This is a genomic window from Pseudomonas sp. B21-009 (assembly GCF_024749345.1).
GTDB lineage: Bacteria > Pseudomonadota > Gammaproteobacteria > Pseudomonadales > Pseudomonadaceae > Aquipseudomonas.
Map to the genome: position 1 here is coordinate 5,095,773 of NZ_CP087199.1, position 17,538 is coordinate 5,113,310.

The 17,538-nt window shown below is 60.9% G+C and carries 15 protein-coding genes; 3 read left to right on the forward strand and 12 right to left on the reverse strand.

Annotation, left to right across the window (positions count from 1 at the left end):
* Window positions 1–11 precede the first annotated feature (11 nt).
* The 3 genes from folP to rlmE all read right to left on the reverse strand — a co-directional run bounded on the left by folP (window position 12) and on the right by rlmE (window position 3,607).
* On the reverse strand, window positions 12–863 hold the full coding sequence (gene folP / locus LOY34_RS23505; RefSeq protein ID WP_045199728.1) for a dihydropteroate synthase: 852 nt from the start codon (window positions 861–863) through the stop codon (window positions 12–14).
* A gap of 8 nt (window positions 864–871) precedes the next feature.
* On the reverse strand, window positions 872–2,770 hold the full coding sequence (gene ftsH, locus LOY34_RS23510; RefSeq protein WP_038998658.1) for an ATP-dependent zinc metalloprotease FtsH: 1,899 nt from the start codon (window positions 2,768–2,770) through the stop codon (window positions 872–874).
* Between the two features lie 213 nt (window positions 2,771–2,983).
* Window positions 2,984–3,607: a 23S rRNA (uridine(2552)-2'-O)-methyltransferase RlmE gene (gene rlmE / locus LOY34_RS23515; protein WP_010222974.1), complete on the reverse strand. Its 624-nt coding sequence runs from the start codon at window positions 3,605–3,607 to the stop codon at window positions 2,984–2,986.
* Between the two features lie 100 nt (window positions 3,608–3,707).
* Here rlmE and yhbY point away from each other — a divergent pair, with 100 nt between their 5' ends.
* Window positions 3,708–4,016 (forward strand): ribosome assembly RNA-binding protein YhbY, encoded by a 309-nt coding sequence (gene yhbY, locus LOY34_RS23520; RefSeq protein WP_038606752.1) that lies wholly within the window; start codon window positions 3,708–3,710, stop codon window positions 4,014–4,016.
* A 12-nt stretch (window positions 4,017–4,028) separates the two neighbouring features.
* Here the strand turns inward: yhbY and LOY34_RS23525 are convergent, their stop codons facing one another.
* From LOY34_RS23525 to grpE, 8 genes are all read right to left on the reverse strand, one after another.
* Entirely contained in the window at window positions 4,029–4,475 is a 447-nt protein-coding gene (locus LOY34_RS23525) for an MFS transporter (protein ID WP_184959383.1), read from the reverse strand.
* On the reverse strand, window positions 4,453–4,935 hold the full coding sequence (greA, locus tag LOY34_RS23530; RefSeq protein WP_176794211.1) for a transcription elongation factor GreA: 483 nt from the start codon (window positions 4,933–4,935) through the stop codon (window positions 4,453–4,455). Before greA ends, LOY34_RS23525 begins: the two co-directional genes overlap by 23 nt.
* A complete protein-coding gene (gene carB, locus LOY34_RS23535; RefSeq protein ID WP_195885066.1) occupies window positions 4,932–8,153 on the reverse strand; it encodes a carbamoyl-phosphate synthase large subunit in 3,222 nt (1,073 codons plus the stop codon). Before carB ends, greA begins: the two co-directional genes overlap by 4 nt.
* A gap of 106 nt (window positions 8,154–8,259) precedes the next feature.
* Window positions 8,260–9,396 carry a glutamine-hydrolyzing carbamoyl-phosphate synthase small subunit gene (gene carA, locus LOY34_RS23540; RefSeq protein WP_045199740.1) on the reverse strand — a complete coding sequence of 379 codons (1,137 nt, stop codon included), beginning with the start codon at window positions 9,394–9,396 and terminating at the stop codon, window positions 8,260–8,262.
* Window positions 9,397–9,698: 302 nt separating this feature from the next.
* Window positions 9,699–10,502 (reverse strand): 4-hydroxy-tetrahydrodipicolinate reductase, encoded by an 804-nt coding sequence (gene dapB, locus LOY34_RS23545; RefSeq protein WP_038998653.1) that lies wholly within the window; start codon window positions 10,500–10,502, stop codon window positions 9,699–9,701.
* A gap of 13 nt (window positions 10,503–10,515) precedes the next feature.
* Window positions 10,516–11,640: a molecular chaperone DnaJ gene (dnaJ, locus tag LOY34_RS23550; RefSeq protein ID WP_045199742.1), complete on the reverse strand. Its 1,125-nt coding sequence runs from the start codon at window positions 11,638–11,640 to the stop codon at window positions 10,516–10,518.
* A 210-nt stretch (window positions 11,641–11,850) separates the two neighbouring features.
* Complete coding sequence (gene dnaK / locus LOY34_RS23555; protein WP_038998651.1) at window positions 11,851–13,770, reverse strand: molecular chaperone DnaK; 1,920 nt, start codon at window positions 13,768–13,770, stop codon at window positions 11,851–11,853.
* 101 nt (window positions 13,771–13,871) lie between these two features.
* A complete protein-coding gene (grpE, locus tag LOY34_RS23560; protein ID WP_045199745.1) occupies window positions 13,872–14,426 on the reverse strand; it encodes a nucleotide exchange factor GrpE in 555 nt (184 codons plus the stop codon).
* A gap of 231 nt (window positions 14,427–14,657) precedes the next feature.
* On the opposite strand from grpE, the gene recN reads away from it, so the two are divergent.
* Window positions 14,658–16,331 (forward strand): DNA repair protein RecN, encoded by a 1,674-nt coding sequence (gene recN / locus LOY34_RS23565; RefSeq protein ID WP_195885067.1) that lies wholly within the window; start codon window positions 14,658–14,660, stop codon window positions 16,329–16,331.
* A gap of 89 nt (window positions 16,332–16,420) precedes the next feature.
* On the opposite strand, the gene fur is transcribed toward recN, so the two are convergent.
* Window positions 16,421–16,825, reverse strand: a complete 405-nt coding sequence (gene fur / locus LOY34_RS23570; protein ID WP_045199750.1) for a ferric iron uptake transcriptional regulator — start codon at window positions 16,823–16,825, stop codon at window positions 16,421–16,423.
* Window positions 16,826–16,922: 97 nt separating this feature from the next.
* Here fur and LOY34_RS23575 point away from each other — a divergent pair, with 97 nt between their 5' ends.
* Window positions 16,923–17,447: an outer membrane protein assembly factor BamE gene (locus LOY34_RS23575; RefSeq protein WP_195885068.1), complete on the forward strand. Its 525-nt coding sequence runs from the start codon at window positions 16,923–16,925 to the stop codon at window positions 17,445–17,447.
* Window positions 17,448–17,538: the final 91 nt, after the last annotated feature.

The window sequence follows — 17,538 nt, forward strand, 5'->3', positions numbered from 1 at the left end:
CTCCATCACTCTTATTCGGCGGCTTGCACCGCAGCAATCATCCGCACTACATCGGCGGTTTCGGCGACATCGTGAACGCGCAGTATGCTCGCGCCCTTGGTCATCGCCAGCGCAGCCAGGGCCAGGCTGCCATAGAGCCGCTCACCGACCGGACGGCCCAAGGCCAGGCCGATCATGCTCTTGCGTGAAACGCCCACCAGCAACGGACGCCCCAAGCGGTAGAGCGCGTCCATGTGCTTGAACAGGCTGAGGTTGTGCCCGAGGGTCTTGGCAAAGCCGAAACCCGGATCAAGGATGATCCGTTCGGCCTCGATGCCCACGGCCGCACACGCAGCCATTCGCTCTTCAAGATAGCTCGCCACCTCGGCGGTGACATCCTGGTATTGAGGATCGTCCTGCATGTCGCCGGGCTCACCGCGCATGTGCATCAGGCACACCGGCAAACCAGTGGCTGCCGCAGCATCCAGGGCGCCATCACGACTGAGCGAGCGCACATCGTTGATCAACCCGGCACCAAGCCTGGCCGACTCGCGGATTACGGCTGGCGTCGAGGTATCGACCGAGATGATCACATCGAGTTCGCGATTGATCGCTTCGACGATAGGCGCGACACGCTCCAGCTCTTCCAGTGCCGATACCGCGCGAGCGCCTGGGCGAGTGGACTCGCCACCGACATCGACCAGGGTTGCGCCGGCAGCCACCATCGCCTCGGCGTGGCGCAAGGCCGCATCACGCTGAGTGAAGCGACCACCATCGGAGAAGGAATCGGGGGTGATATTGAGGATACCCATGACATGGGTACGGGACAAATCAAGAACCCGGTTGCCGCAAGGCAACCGGGTCGGGTACTGCTGTGAAGTCATATATGCCCTTAGACTTGCGCCGCTGGACCGCCGATCGGCGACTCGGGGCGTGGTGCCGAGGCATCTGGAGTGCCTGATCCACCTTCCCAGTCACGCGGCTCGCGTGGCTCGCGACCGGCCATGATGTCGTCGATCTGATCGGCATCGATGGTCTCGTACTTCATCAGCGCATCGGCCATGGCGTCGAGCTTGTCGCGGTTCTCGGTGAGGATCTGCTTGGCCGTGGCATAGCACTGGTCAATGATGCTGCGCACTTCGGAGTCGATCAGCTTGGCGGTTTCACCGGAGACGCTGGCGTGCTGGGAACCGGCGCTGCGACCGAGGAACACCTCGCCCTCTTCTTCGGCATACATCAAAGGACCGAGTTTTTCCGACAGGCCCCACTTGGTGACCATGTTGCGGGCAATCTGGCTGGCCCGCATGATGTCGTTGGAGGCACCGGTGGTGACACCATCGAAGCCCAGGGTCATCTCTTCGGCGATACGGCCGCCGTACAGCGAGCAGATCTGGCTGATCAGCGCGCGCTTGGACAGGCTGTAACGGTCTTCCTCAGGCAGGAACATGGTTACACCCAGTGCCCGGCCGCGAGGGATGATCGACACTTTGTAGACCGGATCGTGCTCGGGCACGACGCGACCGACAATGGCATGGCCAGCTTCGTGATAAGCAGTGTTCTGCTTCTCTTTCTCGGACATGACCATGGTCTTGCGCTCGGCGCCCATCATGATCTTGTCTTTGGCCAGCTCGAACTCTTTCATCTCGACCACGCGCTTGCCGCCACGGGCAGCGAACAACGAGGCTTCGTTGACCAGGTTGGCAAGGTCGGCACCGGAGAAGCCCGGGGTACCACGGGCAATAACGGCTGGATTGACGTTGTCGCCAATCGGCACCTTGCGCATGTGCACCTTGAGGATCTGCTCACGACCGCGGATATCCGGCAGGCCAACGACAACCTGGCGGTCGAAACGGCCTGGACGCAGCAGCGCCGGGTCGAGTACGTCCGGACGGTTGGTCGCGGCGATGACGATGATGCCGTCGTTCATTTCGAAGCCGTCCATCTCTACCAGCAACTGGTTGAGGGTCTGCTCGCGCTCGTCGTGACCGCCACCCATGCCGGCGCCACGATGGCGACCGACGGCGTCGATTTCGTCGATGAAGATGATGCACGGTGCGTGCTTCTTGGCCTGCTCGAACATGTCGCGAACACGGCTGGCACCGACACCGACGAACATCTCGACGAAGTCGGAACCGGAAATGGTGAAGAACGGCACCTTGGCTTCGCCGGCAATGGCCTTGGCCAGCAGGGTTTTACCGGTACCTGGCGGGCCGACCATCAGCACGCCGCGCGGAATACGACCGCCCAGGCGCTGGAATTTGCCCGGATCGCGCAGGAACTCAACCAGCTCGCCGACTTCTTCTTTAGCTTCGTCGCAACCGGCAACGTCGGCCAGGGTAGTTTTTACCTGGTCTTCGGAGAGCAGGCGCGCCTTGCTCTTGCCGAAGCTCATCGGCCCGCCCTTGCCACCGGCGCCGCCCTGCATCTGGCGCATGAAGAACATGAATACGGCAATGATGACCAGGATCGGGAAGCTGGCGACCAGCAGTTGGGTCCAGATGCTCTGTTGCTCTGGCTGCTTGCCTTCAACCACGACGTGGTTGTCGACCAGATCACCGATCAGGCCGTTGTCCTGAATGGCCGGACGGATGGTCTTGAAGCTGTCGCCATCGGTGCGTTTACCGGTAATGACGTAGCCGTCGACCGCAACGCGCTCGACCTTGCCATCCTTGACCTGCTGAATGAAGTCGGAATAGTTGAGGGTCTGCGGCTCATTCGGGCTGGAGAAGTTGTTCATCACCGTCACCAGGACAGCCGCGATGATCAACCACAGGATCAAGTTCTTTGCCATATCGTTCAATTAGCTACCCTCTGAAGCCGGCTGACGGCGCAGCCGTGCCTCGCATGATATTCACCGGCTTAACTTACTACATAACCTACACATCTGCAGGCGCCGTCTGTAACCCTTTGTGAAACCTAGACTACACGAAGTACATCCAGGTCAGGCAGGAGAGCCGATTGGAAAAAACTATCGGATACCCTGGAAGCCGCCGGCCTGACGCCCCTACTCGCCGCGATACCCCCGCGCCAGCAAGTACTGCTCGCGGGAGCGGTCCCGCGAAGAATCAGGCTTGAGCATCTGGACCTTGTCGAATTTCTGACGAGCGTCCTTGAGGTATACGTCAAACCCTTCGCCCTGGAAAATCTTGATCAAAAAATCACCACCCGGCTTGAGTACCCGGGTCGCCAGATCAAGGGCCAGCTCACAGAGAAACATGGCCTTGGGAATATCCACGGCAGGCGTACCACTCATATTGGGGGCCATATCGGAAATCACAAGGTCTACGTGTGAATTACCCACTGCTTCGAGAATCTGCGCCAGCACTTCGTCCTGGGTAAAGTCGCCCTGGATGAAGGTAACGTCGGGAATGCTGTCCATTTCGAGGATATCGGAGGCGATCAAACGGCCCTGACCGCCGATCAGACGACTGGTCACCTGCGACCAGCCACCGGGCGCCGCGCCGAGGTCGACGACACTCATGCCGGGGCGGATAATCCGGTACTTTTCCTGGATTTCCAGCAATTTATAGCTCGCACGCGAGCGATAACCATCCTTTTGCGCTTTTTTAACGTAAGGATCGTTGAAGTGTTCTTTCAGCCAGCCAAGGCTTGTCTTGGAACGCGCCATTGGGCACCTCGATGATAAGGGTCGTGATTAACTGGGCGGATCCACGGGCCCTCGGGTAAAATGGCCGCCATTTTTACAGAATCAGACAAAGGGTCAGATTATGCCGCTCAATAACGAGCAGAAGAAACAGTACAAATCCATTGGCCACGATCTGAAACCAGTTCTGATTGTGGCAGGCAATGGGCTGACTGAAGGGGTTATCGCCGAACTCGAACGCGCCCTGGCCGATCACGAACTGATCAAGGTCGAAATTCGCTCCGAAGATCGCGAAGAACGTGCCGCCGCAATCGCCGCGCTGTGCAAGGCCGGCCGCGCCGAACTGGTACAGACCATCGGCAAGAAGGCGCTGATCTATCGCCGCAATCCACAGCCGAACAAACAGCTGTCGAACATCCACCGTTACAAGTGATGTTCGCCGCGGTCAGTGGCGCGCCTTGCGCGCCCTGCCCGGCACGGGCTGCATGACCAGCAACAAGCCGGTCAGGCCCAGCACCAGGTAGCAGAACAGCTGCCAGCGCAACTCCTCCGGCATGCCCACGCGCAAGGCGAAATACACCACGCACGCCAGCATCGCCATCGACAGCAATTGCCCCCGCATATCCCGCCACAGACTGGCCAGGCCCTGAGCCTGCATCAGCACGAGTGCCTGCACGCCTGCGCAAAACGCCGCAAACGCGACCAGCAACGATGCCATCAGGCTGCCGATATCCTCGATCAGCAGCGGCGCCAGGCCAATCTTGCCCAACGCCGGTAGCAAACCGAAATGCAACATCCACAGGCCGCCAACCCAGAACACCTGGGTCAGTTGCCAGATTACCGCGGCCGCGGCAAAGCCGCGGCGTCGGTCAGATGTGTTTGACTTCGACAATCTCGTACTCGACCGTACCGCTTGGCGTCTTGATCACCACGGTATCGCCCTCTTCCTTGCCGATGATGGCGCGGGCGATCGGCGCACCGACCGAGAGCTTGCCGTTCTTGACGTCCGCCTCGTCCTCGCCAACGATCTGGTAGGTCACCTCTTCGTCGGTTTCGGTGTTGGCCAACACTACGGTGGTGCCGAAAATCACTTTGCCGGTATGGGCAATGGTGGTGACGTCGATCACCACCGAGTTCTGCAGACGGCCTTCGATATCGCGGATACGCGCCTCGACCATACCCTGCTCTTCACGGGCAGCGTGGTACTCGGCGTTTTCCTTGAGGTCGCCCAGCTCACGGGCCTCACCAATGGCCTGGCTCAGGCGCGGACGCTCGGTCTTGCTCAGGAACAGGTGCTCTTCCTCCAGGGCGCGAGCGCCCTGGACGGTCATCGGGTACTTGGTAATGCTCATGCTTTGAGTCCTGCATGCAGATCCTGCAAGCGGCGAACGGTCTTTTCCGGACCAAACTTCAGCGCTTCGCAGATGGCTTCACCGGCCGCAATGGTGGTGGTGCAGTAGATCTTGTGCTGCAACGCATTGCGACGAATCGAGTAGGAGTCGGCGATCGACTGACGACCTTCGGTGGTGTTGATGATCAGCGACACTTCGTCGTTCTTGATCATGTCGACCACGTGCGGACGACCTTCGGTCACCTTGTTCACGCGACGCACTTTCAGGCCAGCCGCTTCGATGACCTTGGCGGTACCGACGGTGGCAACCACTTCGAAGCCCAGGGCGATCAGGTCGCGGGCAACGTCGGCCACTTGTGGCTTGTCGTCGTCACGCACGCTGATGAACGCGGTACCGCCAGTCGGCAGCACTTCGCTGGCACCCATCTGGGCCTTGGCGAAGGCTTCACCGAAGCTGTCGCCGACACCCATGACTTCACCGGTGGATTTCATCTCAGGGCCGAGGATCGGGTCAACACCCGGGAACTTGGCGAACGGGAACACCGCTTCCTTGACGCTGTAGAAGTTAGGAATGATTTCCTTGGTGAAGCCGATTTCCTTCAGCGATTTACCAGCCATGACGCGCGCGGCAATCATCGCCAGCGAGGTGCCGATGCACTTGGAGACGAACGGTACGGTACGCGAGGCGCGCGGGTTGACTTCGATCACGTAGATCTTGTCGCCCTGCAGGGCCAGCTGCACGTTCATCAGGCCGACAACGCCCAGCTCCAGGGCCATTTTCTTGACCTGCTCGCGCACTTCGTCCTGCACATGGGCCGGCAGCGAGTACGGTGGCAGCGAGCACGCCGAGTCACCAGAGTGAACACCGGCTTGTTCGATGTGCTGCATGATCGCGCCGATCACCACATCGGTGCCGTCGCAGACCGCATCCACGTCCATCTCGATGGCGCAGTTGAGGAAGTGGTCGAGCAGCACCGGGCTGTCGTTGGACACTTGCACCGCTTCACGCAGGTAGCGCTTGAGCTCGTCCAGCTCGTAGACGATCTCCATGGCGCGGCCGCCCAGTACGTAGGACGGGCGAACCACCAGCGGGTAACCGATCACGCCGGCAGCGCGAATCGCTTCGTCTTCGCTGCGCACGGTGGCGTTTGGCGGCTGCAGCAGGTTCAGGCGCTGAACCATCTGCTGGAAACGCTCGCGGTCTTCGGCGCGGTCGATGGCGTCCGGGCTGGTACCGATGATCGGTACGCCGGCTTCTTCCAGGGCGCGGGCCAGTTTCAGCGGGGTCTGGCCGCCGTAGTGGACGATCACGCCTTTGGGCTTCTCGACGCGAACCACTTCCAGCACGTCTTCCAGGGTCAGCGGCTCGAAGTACAGGCGGTCGGAAGTGTCGTAGTCGGTGGAGACGGTTTCCGGGTTGCAGTTGACCATGATGGTCTCGTAACCGTCTTCACGCAGGGCCAGTGCTGCGTGCACGCAGCAGTAGTCGAACTCGATACCCTGGCCGATACGGTTAGGACCGCCACCGAGGATCATGATCTTGTCACGGGTCGACGGCTTGGCCTCGCACTCTTCCTCATAGGTCGAGTACAGGTAGGCGGTGTCGGTGGCGAACTCGGCGGCGCAGGTGTCGACGCGCTTGTAGACCGGGAACACTTCCAGCTTGTGGCGGTGACGACGCAGGTTCTTGTCGGTGATACCCAGCAGCTTGGCCAGACGCTGGTCAGAGAAGCCCTTGCGCTTCAGACGCAGCATCAGGTCCTTGTCGATCGCCGACAGGGCCAGGGTCTTGACCTTCTCTTCTTCCTTGATCAGGTCTTCCATCTGCACCAGGAACCAGTGATCGATACCGGTCAGGGCGAAGATTTCGTCGCAGGTCATGCCCGAACGCATGGCGTCGGCGACGTACCAGATGCGCTCGGCGCCCGGCACGGTCAGCTCGCGCTTGAGGATGCTGGCAGCGTCAGGGCTGGCCAGGTCGACTTTCGGGTCCAGGCCGCAAACGCCAACTTCCAGGCCGCGCAGGGCTTTCTGCAGCGATTCCTGGAAGGTCCGGCCGATGGCCATGACTTCACCCACGGATTTCATCTGGGTGGTCAGGCGGGCGTCGGCTTTCGGGAATTTCTCGAAGGCGAAACGCGGCAGCTTGGTGACGACGTAGTCGATCGACGGCTCGAAGGACGCCGGGGTACGGCCGCCGGTGATGTCGTTCTGCAGCTCGTCGAGGGTGTAACCGACGGCCAGCTTGGCGGCGATCTTGGCGATCGGGAAGCCGGTGGCTTTCGAGGCCAGCGCCGAGGAACGGGAAACCCGCGGGTTCATCTCGATCACGACCATGCGGCCGGTGTCCGGGCAGATACCGAACTGCACGTTGGAACCGCCGGTCTCGACACCGATTTCACGCAGCACCGCCAGCGAGGCGTTGCGCATGATCTGGTATTCCTTGTCGGTCAGGGTCTGTGCTGGCGCCACGGTGATCGAGTCACCGGTGTGCACGCCCATCGGGTCGAAGTTCTCGATCGAGCAGACGATGATGCAGTTGTCCTTTTTGTCGCGGACCACTTCCATCTCGTACTCTTTCCAGCCGATCAGCGATTCGTCGATCAGCAGCTCTTTGGTTGGCGACAGGTCCAGACCACGGGCGCAGATTTCTTCGAATTCTTCACGGTTGTAGGCGATGCCGCCACCGGTGCCGCCCATGGTGAAGGACGGACGGATGATGCACGGGAAGCCGAGCTTCTCGAGCACCGCGTTGGCCTCTTCCATGCTGTGGGCGATGCCGGAGCGCGGGCACTCAAGGCCAATGGCCTTCATGGCGGTGTCGAAGCGCGAACGGTCTTCAGCCTTGTCGATGGTGTCGGCGTTGGCGCCGATCATCTCTACGCCGAACTTTTCCAGAACGCCTTCGCGCTCCAGGTCCAGGGCGCAGTTCAGGGCAGTCTGGCCACCCATGGTCGGCAGCAGCGCGTCAGGACGCTCCTTCTCGATGATCTTGGCAACGGTCTGCCACTTGATCGGCTCGATGTAGGTGGCGTCGGCCATGGCCGGGTCGGTCATGATGGTGGCCGGGTTGGAGTTCACCAGGATGACGCGGTAGCCCTCTTCGCGCAGGGCTTTACAGGCCTGGGCGCCGGAGTAGTCGAATTCGCAGGCCTGGCCGATCACGATCGGGCCAGCGCCGAGAATCAGGATGCTTTTGATGTCTGTACGTTTTGGCATGGGTTGTCACTCAATTCCGCAGGTCAGTCGGCAAGCCGCATTGAACAATCTTGGGGGCGGCACCTGAACGCGGCTTGCACCGGTCCAGGGCCTTCTCGCCAGATGCTCAGCGGCGCTTGGCCATGGCATCGATGAAACGGTCGAACAGTGGCGCGACGTCGGTCGGGCCCGGGCTGGCTTCAGGGTGGCCCTGGAAGCTGAACGCGCTCTTGTCGGTGCGCTCGATACCCTGCAGGGTACCGTCGAACAGCGACTTGTGGATGGCGCGCACGTTGCCCGGCAGGGTCGCTTCGTCAACCGCAAAGCCGTGGTTCTGGCTGGTGATCATGACCACGCCGGTGTCCAGGTCCTGGACCGGGTGGTTGGCGCCGTGGTGACCATGACCCATTTTCACGGTCTTGGCACCGGAGGCCAGGGCCAGCAACTGGTGGCCCAGGCAGATGCCGAATACCGGGATCTCGGTTTCGAGGATGTCCTTGATCGCCTGGATCGCGTAGTCGCAAGGCTCCGGATCGCCAGGGCCGTTGGACAGGAACACGCCATCAGGGTTGAGTGCCAGAACTTCGCTGGCCGGGGTTTGCGCCGGCACTACGGTCAGGCGGCAACCGCGGGCAACCAGCATGCGCAGGATGTTCAGCTTGACGCCGAAGTCGTAGGCAACCACGTGGTAAGGCAGCTCGGACGCCTCGATTGTGGCGTGGCTGTCGGTCTTCAGCTCCCAGACGCTGGAGCGCCATTCGTAGCTGCTCTTGGTGCTGACGACTTTCGCCAGGTCCATGCCCTTCAGGCCCGGAAAACCGCGAGCGGCGGCGATTGCAGCCTCTTCGCTGATGTTGTCGCCGGCGAGGATGCAGCCGTTCTGCGCGCCCTTCTCACGCAGGATGCGGGTCAGGCGACGGGTGTCGATACCTGCGATCGCAACCACGTTGTTGGCCTTGAGGTAGTCAGGCAGGGATTGCTTGTTGCGCCAGTTGCTCGCGATCAGAGGCAGGTCGCGAATCACCAGGCCCGCCGACCAGACGCGGTCGGACTCGGCGTCTTCCGGCGTGGTACCGGTGTTGCCGATGTGCGGGTAAGTCAGGGTAACGATTTGCTGCGCATAGGAAGGGTCAGTCAGGATTTCCTGATAGCCGGTCATTGCGGTGTTAAACACCACCTCACCAACGGTTTGTCCGTCGGCTCCAATGGCTTCACCGCGAAAAATGCTGCCATCGGCAAGGGCGAGTATGGCTGGCTTAGTCAAGAAGACCTCCCGTAAATCAAGCCTGAAGGGGCGATCGCAGGTTGCAAAAAAGCGGAATGACGTATAGACACGTCACCCCGCTTTCTTCGTCGAATTATCTGCGCGCTTTTAGTGGACACACTAAAGCTGTAGCTTACAGAAAAACGCTTTTTTGGTCTACCACTGATGTGCCTGAAAGGCGCAGGAATGCGACAGGGCGCACTGGGAGGGTCTTGTGGGAGCGGGCTTGACCCGCGATTGCGGCGTGACAGACAAACCGCAATCGCGGGTCAAGCCCGCTCCCACAGGGGATACAGCGCAGGTCAACGCAGGTCGAGCACGTCCTGCATGTCGTACAAGCCAGGCTCGCGCCCGTCCAGCCACAGCGCGGCACGTACCGCCCCCTTGGCGAAGGTCATGCGACTGGAGGCCTTGTGGGTGATCTCCAGGCGCTCACCTTCGGCAGCGAACAGCACGGTGTGATCACCAACCACATCGCCAGCGCGCACAGTGGCAAAACCGATGGTCTTGCGATCACGCGCGCCGGTCTGGCCTTCACGGCCATATACCGCCACTTCCTGCAGGTCACGGCCCAGGGCATTGGCAACCACTTCACCCATGCGCAGCGCGGTACCCGACGGCGCATCGACCTTGTGCCGGTGGTGCGCCTCGATGATCTCGATATCGACATCATCGCCCAGCACCCGCGCCGCCATGTCCAGCAACTTGAGGCTGAGGTTGACGCCAACGCTGAAGTTGGCGGCGAAGACGATAGGAATGTCCTTGCCCGCCTCGGCCAGCAGTTGCTTTTCTTCGACCGAGAAACCGGTGGTGCCGATGATCATCGCCTTGCCTGCCTTGCGGCAGAACGCCAGGTTCTTCAGGGTCACCGAGGGGTGAGTGAAGTCGATCAGCACGTCGAACTCGTCGGCAACCTTGGCCAGGTCGTCCGACAACAACACACCGATTCGGCCCAGAGCCGCCAGTTCACCGGCATCAGCGCCGACCAGCGAACTGTCCGGGCGATCGATCGCTGCGGTCAGCCCGGCACCCGGGGTTTGCTGCACCGCTTCGATCAGGGTCTTGCCCATGCGCCCTGCAGCGCCCATTACCGCTATACGTCGCATGCCCTATTCCTTCTTACAGATCGCCGAAGAAGCGTTTCACGCCTTCGAACCAGCCATTGGCTTTCGGCGAGTGGGAACTGTCGCCTTCCAGCGAATCACGCAGCTCTTCGAGCAGCTCACGCTGGCGACGGCTGAGGTTGACCGGGGTTTCCACCGCGACCCGGCACATCAGGTCACCGGCACCACCACCGCGAACCGGTGCCACACCTTTGCCGCGCAGACGGAACTGCTTGCCGGTCTGAGTGCCTTCCGGGATCTTCAGCTTGACCCGGCCATCGAGGGTCGGCACTTCCAGCTCGCCACCCAGGGCAGCGTCGGTGTAGCTGATCGGCACTTCACAGTACAGGTGCTTGCCGTCGCGCTGGAAAATCGGGTGCTCACGCACGTTGATGACAACGTACAGGTCGCCAGTCGGGCCGCCGTGCGAACCGGCTTCACCTTCACCAGACAGACGAATACGGTCGCCGGTATCAACGCCAGCCGGGACCTTGACCGACAGGGTCTTGTACTCTTCGATGCGCCCTTCGCCGTGGCACGAATCGCACGGGTCGGTGATGATCTTGCCCTGGCCGTGGCAGCGCGGGCAGGTCTGCTGGACCGAGAAGAAGCCCTGCTGCATGCGCACCTGGCCGATACCGCCACAGGTCGGGCAGGTCGACGGCGACGAGCCTTTCTTGGCCCCGGAACCGTCGCACGGCTTGCAGTTGACCAGCGTCGGCACACGGATATTGACCGTGGTGCCGCGCACGGCTTCTTCCAGGTTCAGTTCCAGGGTGTAGCGCAGGTCGCTGCCACGCTGGGCGCCACCGCGCGAACCACCACGGCCACCGCCGAAGAAATCGCTGAACACATCGCCGAAGATATCCGAGAAGTTCGCGCCGCCGAAACCGGCACCGCCGCCACCCATGCTCGGATCCACGCCGGCATGACCATACTGGTCATAGGCCGCACGCTTGCTGGCATCGGAGAGCACTTCGTAAGCCTCGTTGGCTTCCTTGAATTTCTCTTCCGAGTCCTTGTCATCAGGATTACGGTCCGGGTGATGCTTCATCGCCAGGCGGCGATAGGCCTTCTTCAGGTCCGCTTCACTGGAGCCGCGCTCAACTCCCAGAACTTCGTAATAGTCACGCTTTGCCATAAGTCTTTGCACTCTTGAGGACGTTCGGCAAACCTCTGCGCATTCCGCGCTGTGCCGCCAGCACCCGCCTCACCTGCCCCACGGGCGGCTGACAGATGCTGTAAAAATTCGGGTATTGCAGACACGCCAACGCGGGAGCAAGCCCCCGCGCGGCGACATCCTACCAGCCAACCATCAATAAACAGTCAACTGGCCGACAACCTGTAGCAATTACTTGTTGTCTTTGACTTCTTCAAACTCGGCATCGACGACGTCGTCGTGCTTGGCTTCCGGCTCAGCTTGCTGAGCGCCACCCTGAGGCTGTTCAGCCGACTGCTCGGCGTACATCTTCTGGGCAACCGGAGCCGAGACCTTCGACAGCTCTTCGACTTTAGCGTCGATGGCAGCCTTGTCGTCGCCCTTGATGGCGGCTTCCAGGGCAACCACAGCCGCTTCGATCGCGGTTTTCTCGTCGGCAGTGACCTTGTCACCCGCGTCAACGACCATCTTGCGAGTCGAGTGAACCAGTGCATCACCCTGGTTACGGGCAGCGGCCAGCTCTTCGAACTTGCGGTCTTCTTCCGAGTTCGCTTCAGCGTCGCGGATCATCTGCTGAATTTCTTCATCAGACAGGCCGGAGTTGGCCTTGATCACGATCGACTGGGTCTTGCCAGTGGCCTTGTCTTTGGCGCCGACGTGCAGGATGCCGTTGGCGTCGATGTCGAAGGTCACTTCGATTTGTGGCACACCACGTGGAGCAGGTGGAATGTCGGCCAGGTCGAACTTGCCCAGGGACTTGTTCTGAGCAGCCTGCTTACGCTCACCTTGCAGCACGTGAATGGTCACGGCGCCCTGGTTGTCATCGGCAGTCGAGAACACTTGCGACTTCTTGGTCGGAATAGTGGTGTTCTTCTCGATCAGCGCGGTCATCACGCCGCCCATGGTTTCGATACCCAGGGTCAGCGGGCTGACGTCCAGCAGCAATACGTCCTTGACGTCACCGGCCAGTACCGCACCCTGGATGGCAGCACCCATGGCAACCGCTTCGTCCGGGTTGACGTCTTTACGCGCTTCTTTGCCGAAGAAGTCGGTAACCGCTTTTTGCACCAGCGGCATACGGGTCTGACCGCCGACCAGGATCACGTCGTCGATCTTGCTGACGTCGATACCGGCGTCTTTCATGGCGATGCGGCATGGCTCGATGGTGCGCTGAACCAGGTCTTCTACCAGCGATTCCAGCTTGGCGCGGGAGATCTTCACGTTCAGGTGCTTAGGACCGGTGGCGTCTGCAGTGATGTACGGCAGGTTGACGTCGGTCATCTGGCTCGAAGACAGCTCGATCTTGGCCTTTTCAGCGGCTTCTTTCAGGCGCTGCATAGCCAGCGGGTCACCCTTGAGGTTCATGCCGCTTTCTTTCTTGAACTCGTCGACGAGGTAGTCGATCAGGCGGATGTCGAAGTCTTCACCACCGAGGAAAGTGTCACCGTTGGTGGCCAGAACTTCGAACTGGTGCTCGCCATCGACTTCGGCGATTTCGATTACCGAAACGTCGAAGGTACCGCCACCCAGGTCATAAACGATCACGGTGTGATCGCCCTTGGCCTTGTCCATGCCATAGGCCAGCGCAGCCGCGGTCGGCTCGTTGATGATCCGCTTGACGTCCAGACCGGCGATACGGCCGGCGTCTTTGGTGGCCTGGCGCTGGCTGTCGTTGAAGTAGGCCGGAACGGTGATCACCGCTTCGGTCACTGGCTCGCCGAGGTAGTCTTCGGCGGTCTTCTTCATCTTTTTCAGGATTTCAGCCGAGATTTGTGGCGGTGCCATTTTCTGGCCGTTCACTTCAACCCAGGCGTCGTTATTGTCAGCTTTGACAATTTTGTACGGAACCATCTGGATGTCTTTCTGCACCACTTCTTCTTCGAAGCGACGACCGATCAGACGTTTTACCGCGTACAGGGTGTTGTGCGGGTTGGTGACCGCCTGGCGCTTGGCCGACTGGCCAACCAGGATTTCGCCATCGTTGGCGTAGGCGATGATCGACGGCGTGGTACGAGCGCCTTCGGCGTTCTCGATGACCTTGACGTTACCGTTTTCCAGAATGGAGACACAGGAGTTGGTGGTCCCCAGGTCGATACCGATGATTTTACCCATGTTAACTCTCCCGAAACTTGAATTTGGTTGCCGCAGCAGTGGTGGCTAACTGCGGTAATACTTGAATGCTTGACACCTAGATGGGGGCGCCGAAAACGATTTCAAGCCTGCTCGTCAATCGACGGCGAAACCGCTGCCGGGGCCTTGCTGACCACGACCATGGCCGGGCGCAGCAGGCGACCGTTGAGCTGGTAGCCCTTCTGGAACACCTTGAGCACGCTGTTGGGCTCGACCTCGGCGCTTTCCTGCATGGCCATCGCCTGATGGTGCTCGGCATTGAACGGTTCGCCATGCGGGTCGATGGCCTCGAGGTTGTAGCGCTTGAGGGTGTCGTGGAACATCTTCAGGGTCAGCTCGATACCTTCGCGCATCGGGCGAATGCTCTCGTCGTCGGGGCTGGACAGTTCCAGGCCGCGCTCGAGGCTGTCGATGACCGGCAGCAGGTCACCGGCGAATTTTTCCAGGGCGAACTTGTGCGCCTTTTCTACGTCCTGCTCGGCGCGGCGGCGCACGTTCTGCAGGTCGGCGGCGGTGCGCAGGGATTGATCCTGGGCCGCCGCCAGCTGCTCTTCGAGCACCTGCACGCGGGCGCTCAGCTCTTGGTCGCCAGTCGCTTCGGCGTTCAGATTCTGTTCATCCAGCTGTTCGTCAGCCATAAAATCTCTCCTCTCGAATAAGGTCTGCGAGCATTCCTCGCGCGTCTGCCGGCTATATGGGGTCGCAAAACCCAGGTTCAAGGGCCGGCAACACAGCTTGTACACATTCGCTCATAACCCAGCGCAATCAGAACCGCGCCGCGATTACCAAATTGAACTAAACATCAGCATTGTCAGCGGATTTAAAAACACTGTATAAATAACCAGACCTAACGCCTGGGAGCCGCCCCAATGCTGGTGCACCTGTCCGTACACAATTACGCCATCGTCGAACACCTGGACCTCGAGCTCGCTCGCGGGATGAGCGTCATCACCGGTGAAACCGGGGCCGGCAAATCGATCATGCTCGACGCCCTGGGCCTGACCCTGGGCGATCGCGCCGACAGTGGCGTGGTGCGCCCAGGGGCCGACAAGGCCGACATCCTTGCCACCTTCGACCTGGTCGACATCCCCGAGGCGCGCAGCTGGCTCGCCGAACGCGACCTCGACAGCGACGGCCCGTGCATCCTGCGCCGGGTGATCACCGCCGAAGGCCGTAGCCGTGGCTATATCAACGGCACGCCCTGCCCGCTCGGCGACCTCAAGGCCCTGGGCGAGCTGCTGATCGATATCCACAGCCAGCACGAACACCAGTCACTGCTGAAAACCGACACGCATCGGCGCCTGCTCGATGAATACGCCGGCGCCACCGACCTCGCCCGCCAGGTCCAGCTTGCCGCCCAGCGCTGGCGCCAGACCCGCCAGGAGCTGGAGCGGCTGTCCAATTCCGGCGATGAGCAGCGCGCGCAGCACCAGTTGCTCAGCTACCAGCTCGAAGAACTCGACAACCTTGGCCTGGGCGAGAACGAACTGGAACTGCTGGAACAGGAACACAAGAACCTGACCAACGCCGAAGCGCTGTTCGGCATTTGCCGGCAGGTCATCGACCACTGCAGCGAGAACGACTCGGGCAACGTGCTCAATGCCCTGACCGCCAGCCTCAACCGCCTGACCGCCGTGCACAACGCACCCAAGGCCCTGGGCGAGGCGGCCAGCATGATTGCCAGTGCGCAGATCCAGGTAGAAGAAGCGGTTGGCGAACTGAACCGCTTCCTCGACAACTTCGATGCCGACCCGGCGCGCCTGCAACAGCTCGAAGAGCGCCTCGACACCATCTATACCCTCGCCCGCAAACACCGGGTGCACCCCACCGAGCTGGCTGGCCTGCAGCAGCGCCTGATGGAAGAGCTGGAGAACCTCAACGCCAACGACGAATCGATCGAGCGCCTGGGTGAAGAACTGGCCGCCTATGCCCGCCACTACCAGGACAAGGCCGGCGAACTGAGCGCCCTGCGCCAGCAAGCCGCCAGCCAGCTGGCCAGTGCGGTGGAGCAGGAAATCCAGCGCCTGGGCATGCCAGGCGGGCGTTTCAGCATCGAGCTGCGGCCCAACAGCAGCGACGAACTGCAACCCCAGGGCCTGGAGCAGGTCGAGCTGCTGGTCAGCGCCAACCCCGGGCAGCCGCTCAAGGCCCTGGCCAAGGTGGCTTCCGGTGGCGAGCTGTCGCGGATCAGCCTGGCGATCCAGGTGATTACCGCGCAGACCTCACGGATCCCGACCCTGGTGTTCGACGAAGTCGACGTCGGCATCGGCGGGCCAACGGCAGAGATCGTCGGCCAGCTGCTGCGCCGCCTGGGTGAACGCGGCCAGGTGCTGACCGTCACTCACTTGCCTCAAGTAGCAGCCCAGGGCCATCACCACCTGTTCGTGCACAAGGTGCGCGACAGCGATGCCACCCACACCGCAGTGGCCAACCTGGGCAAGCGCGAGCGCGTTGAAGAGGTTGCACGCATGCTCGGCGGCATCGACCTGACCAAAGAATCCCTGGCCCACGCCCGCAAGATGGTGGTCACCAGCAAGGCCTGAAACGCGCAGCTATAAAAAGCTGCCAGCCAGAAAGCACGAAGGCGACCCCAGGGTCGCCTTCAGTACATATGCAGCAATGTAATAATTGCTTACTTTTTCTTGCGTACGTACAGGACCAGATTGTGGTCCACCAGCTCGAAACCGTGCTCTTCCACGATTTGCTTCTGGCGCTTCTCGATTTCACTGTCGAAGAACTCGATGACTTCGCCGGAGTCGACGTTGACCATGTGGTCGTGGTGACCACCGTCAGCCAGCTCGAACACGGCGTGGCCGCCATCGAAGTTATGGCGCACGACCAGGCCTGCGGCTTCGAACTGGGTCAGAACACGGTAAACCGTGGCCAGACCGACGTCCTCGCCTGCCTCCATCAGCGCTTTGTAGACATCCTCAGCACTCATGTGACGCTGCTCGGTAGAGTCGAGCATCTGTAGAATTTTCACTCGAGGCAGTGTCACCTTGAGACCGGCTTTGCGCAGTTCGCTATTTTCAACCATGGTCAGCTTTCTCGCCGATGCTGCTTCGCAGCTTCTCTGAATACGGGTATGATCGGGGTTTACGTTGTCCAGCCAAGATAGTGGAAGTCGCCCACCGATGCAAAACACCAAGCTCTTGCTAACCAGCCTCACCTTCGTGGGACTGCTCGCACTCGCCGGTTGCTCGTTCCCCGGGGTTTACAAAATCGACATCCAGCAGGGCAATGTCGTCACGCAAGACATGATAGACCAATTGCGCCCCGGAATGACCCGTCGGCAAGTACGGTTTATCATGGGCAACCCGCTGATCCAGGATACGTTCCATACCAATCGCTGGGATTACCTGTACAGCCTGCAGCCTGGCGGCGGTGAGCGCCAACAGGAGCGCATGAGCATCTTCTTCAACGAGAACGATCAGCTCAGCAGCCTGTCCGGCGACTTCATGCCGGGCGTCAGCCGCGACCAGGAAATCCTCGGTGGCAGCGGCGACACCACGGTCAGCCCGACTGGCACTACCGAACCCGCTGCGCAGGAAAAACCTGCCAAACCAGGCTCGCTGGAAGACACCATCCAGAAAGACGTGGATACCATTGAGGTCATCCCGGTGCCGGTGCCAGAGCCGCTGGATACCTCGCCGCAGTGATGACGGGATCGAGAGAGCTGATGGCACCGCGATCAGCTCTCTCGTGATGCTTGCTTCAAAAGCACCTTGACGCCGAGCTCCAATTAACTGA

Coding starts and splice junctions, on each gene's coding strand:
- greA (WP_176794211.1), bottom strand. CDS start 4,935: ATGAGCATTACCAAGTACCCGATGACCGTCCAGGGCGCTCGCGCCCTG.
- recN (WP_195885067.1), top strand. CDS start 14,658: ATGCTGGTGCACCTGTCCGTACACAATTACGCCATCGTCGAACACCTG.
- LOY34_RS23575 (WP_195885068.1), top strand. CDS start 16,923: ATGCAAAACACCAAGCTCTTGCTAACCAGCCTCACCTTCGTGGGACTG.
- dapB (WP_038998653.1), bottom strand. CDS start 10,502: ATGCGACGTATAGCGGTAATGGGCGCTGCAGGGCGCATGGGCAAGACC.
- dnaJ (WP_045199742.1), bottom strand. CDS start 11,640: ATGGCAAAGCGTGACTATTACGAAGTTCTGGGAGTTGAGCGCGGCTCC.
- dnaK (WP_038998651.1), bottom strand. CDS start 13,770: ATGGGTAAAATCATCGGTATCGACCTGGGGACCACCAACTCCTGTGTC.
- yhbY (WP_038606752.1), top strand. CDS start 3,708: ATGCCGCTCAATAACGAGCAGAAGAAACAGTACAAATCCATTGGCCAC.
- folP (WP_045199728.1), bottom strand. CDS start 863: ATGACTTCACAGCAGTACCCGACCCGGTTGCCTTGCGGCAACCGGGTT.
- ftsH (WP_038998658.1), bottom strand. CDS start 2,770: ATGGCAAAGAACTTGATCCTGTGGTTGATCATCGCGGCTGTCCTGGTG.
- rlmE (WP_010222974.1), bottom strand. CDS start 3,607: ATGGCGCGTTCCAAGACAAGCCTTGGCTGGCTGAAAGAACACTTCAAC.
- fur (WP_045199750.1), bottom strand. CDS start 16,825: ATGGTTGAAAATAGCGAACTGCGCAAAGCCGGTCTCAAGGTGACACTG.
- grpE (WP_045199745.1), bottom strand. CDS start 14,426: ATGGCTGACGAACAGCTGGATGAACAGAATCTGAACGCCGAAGCGACT.
- carB (WP_195885066.1), bottom strand. CDS start 8,153: ATGCCAAAACGTACAGACATCAAAAGCATCCTGATTCTCGGCGCTGGC.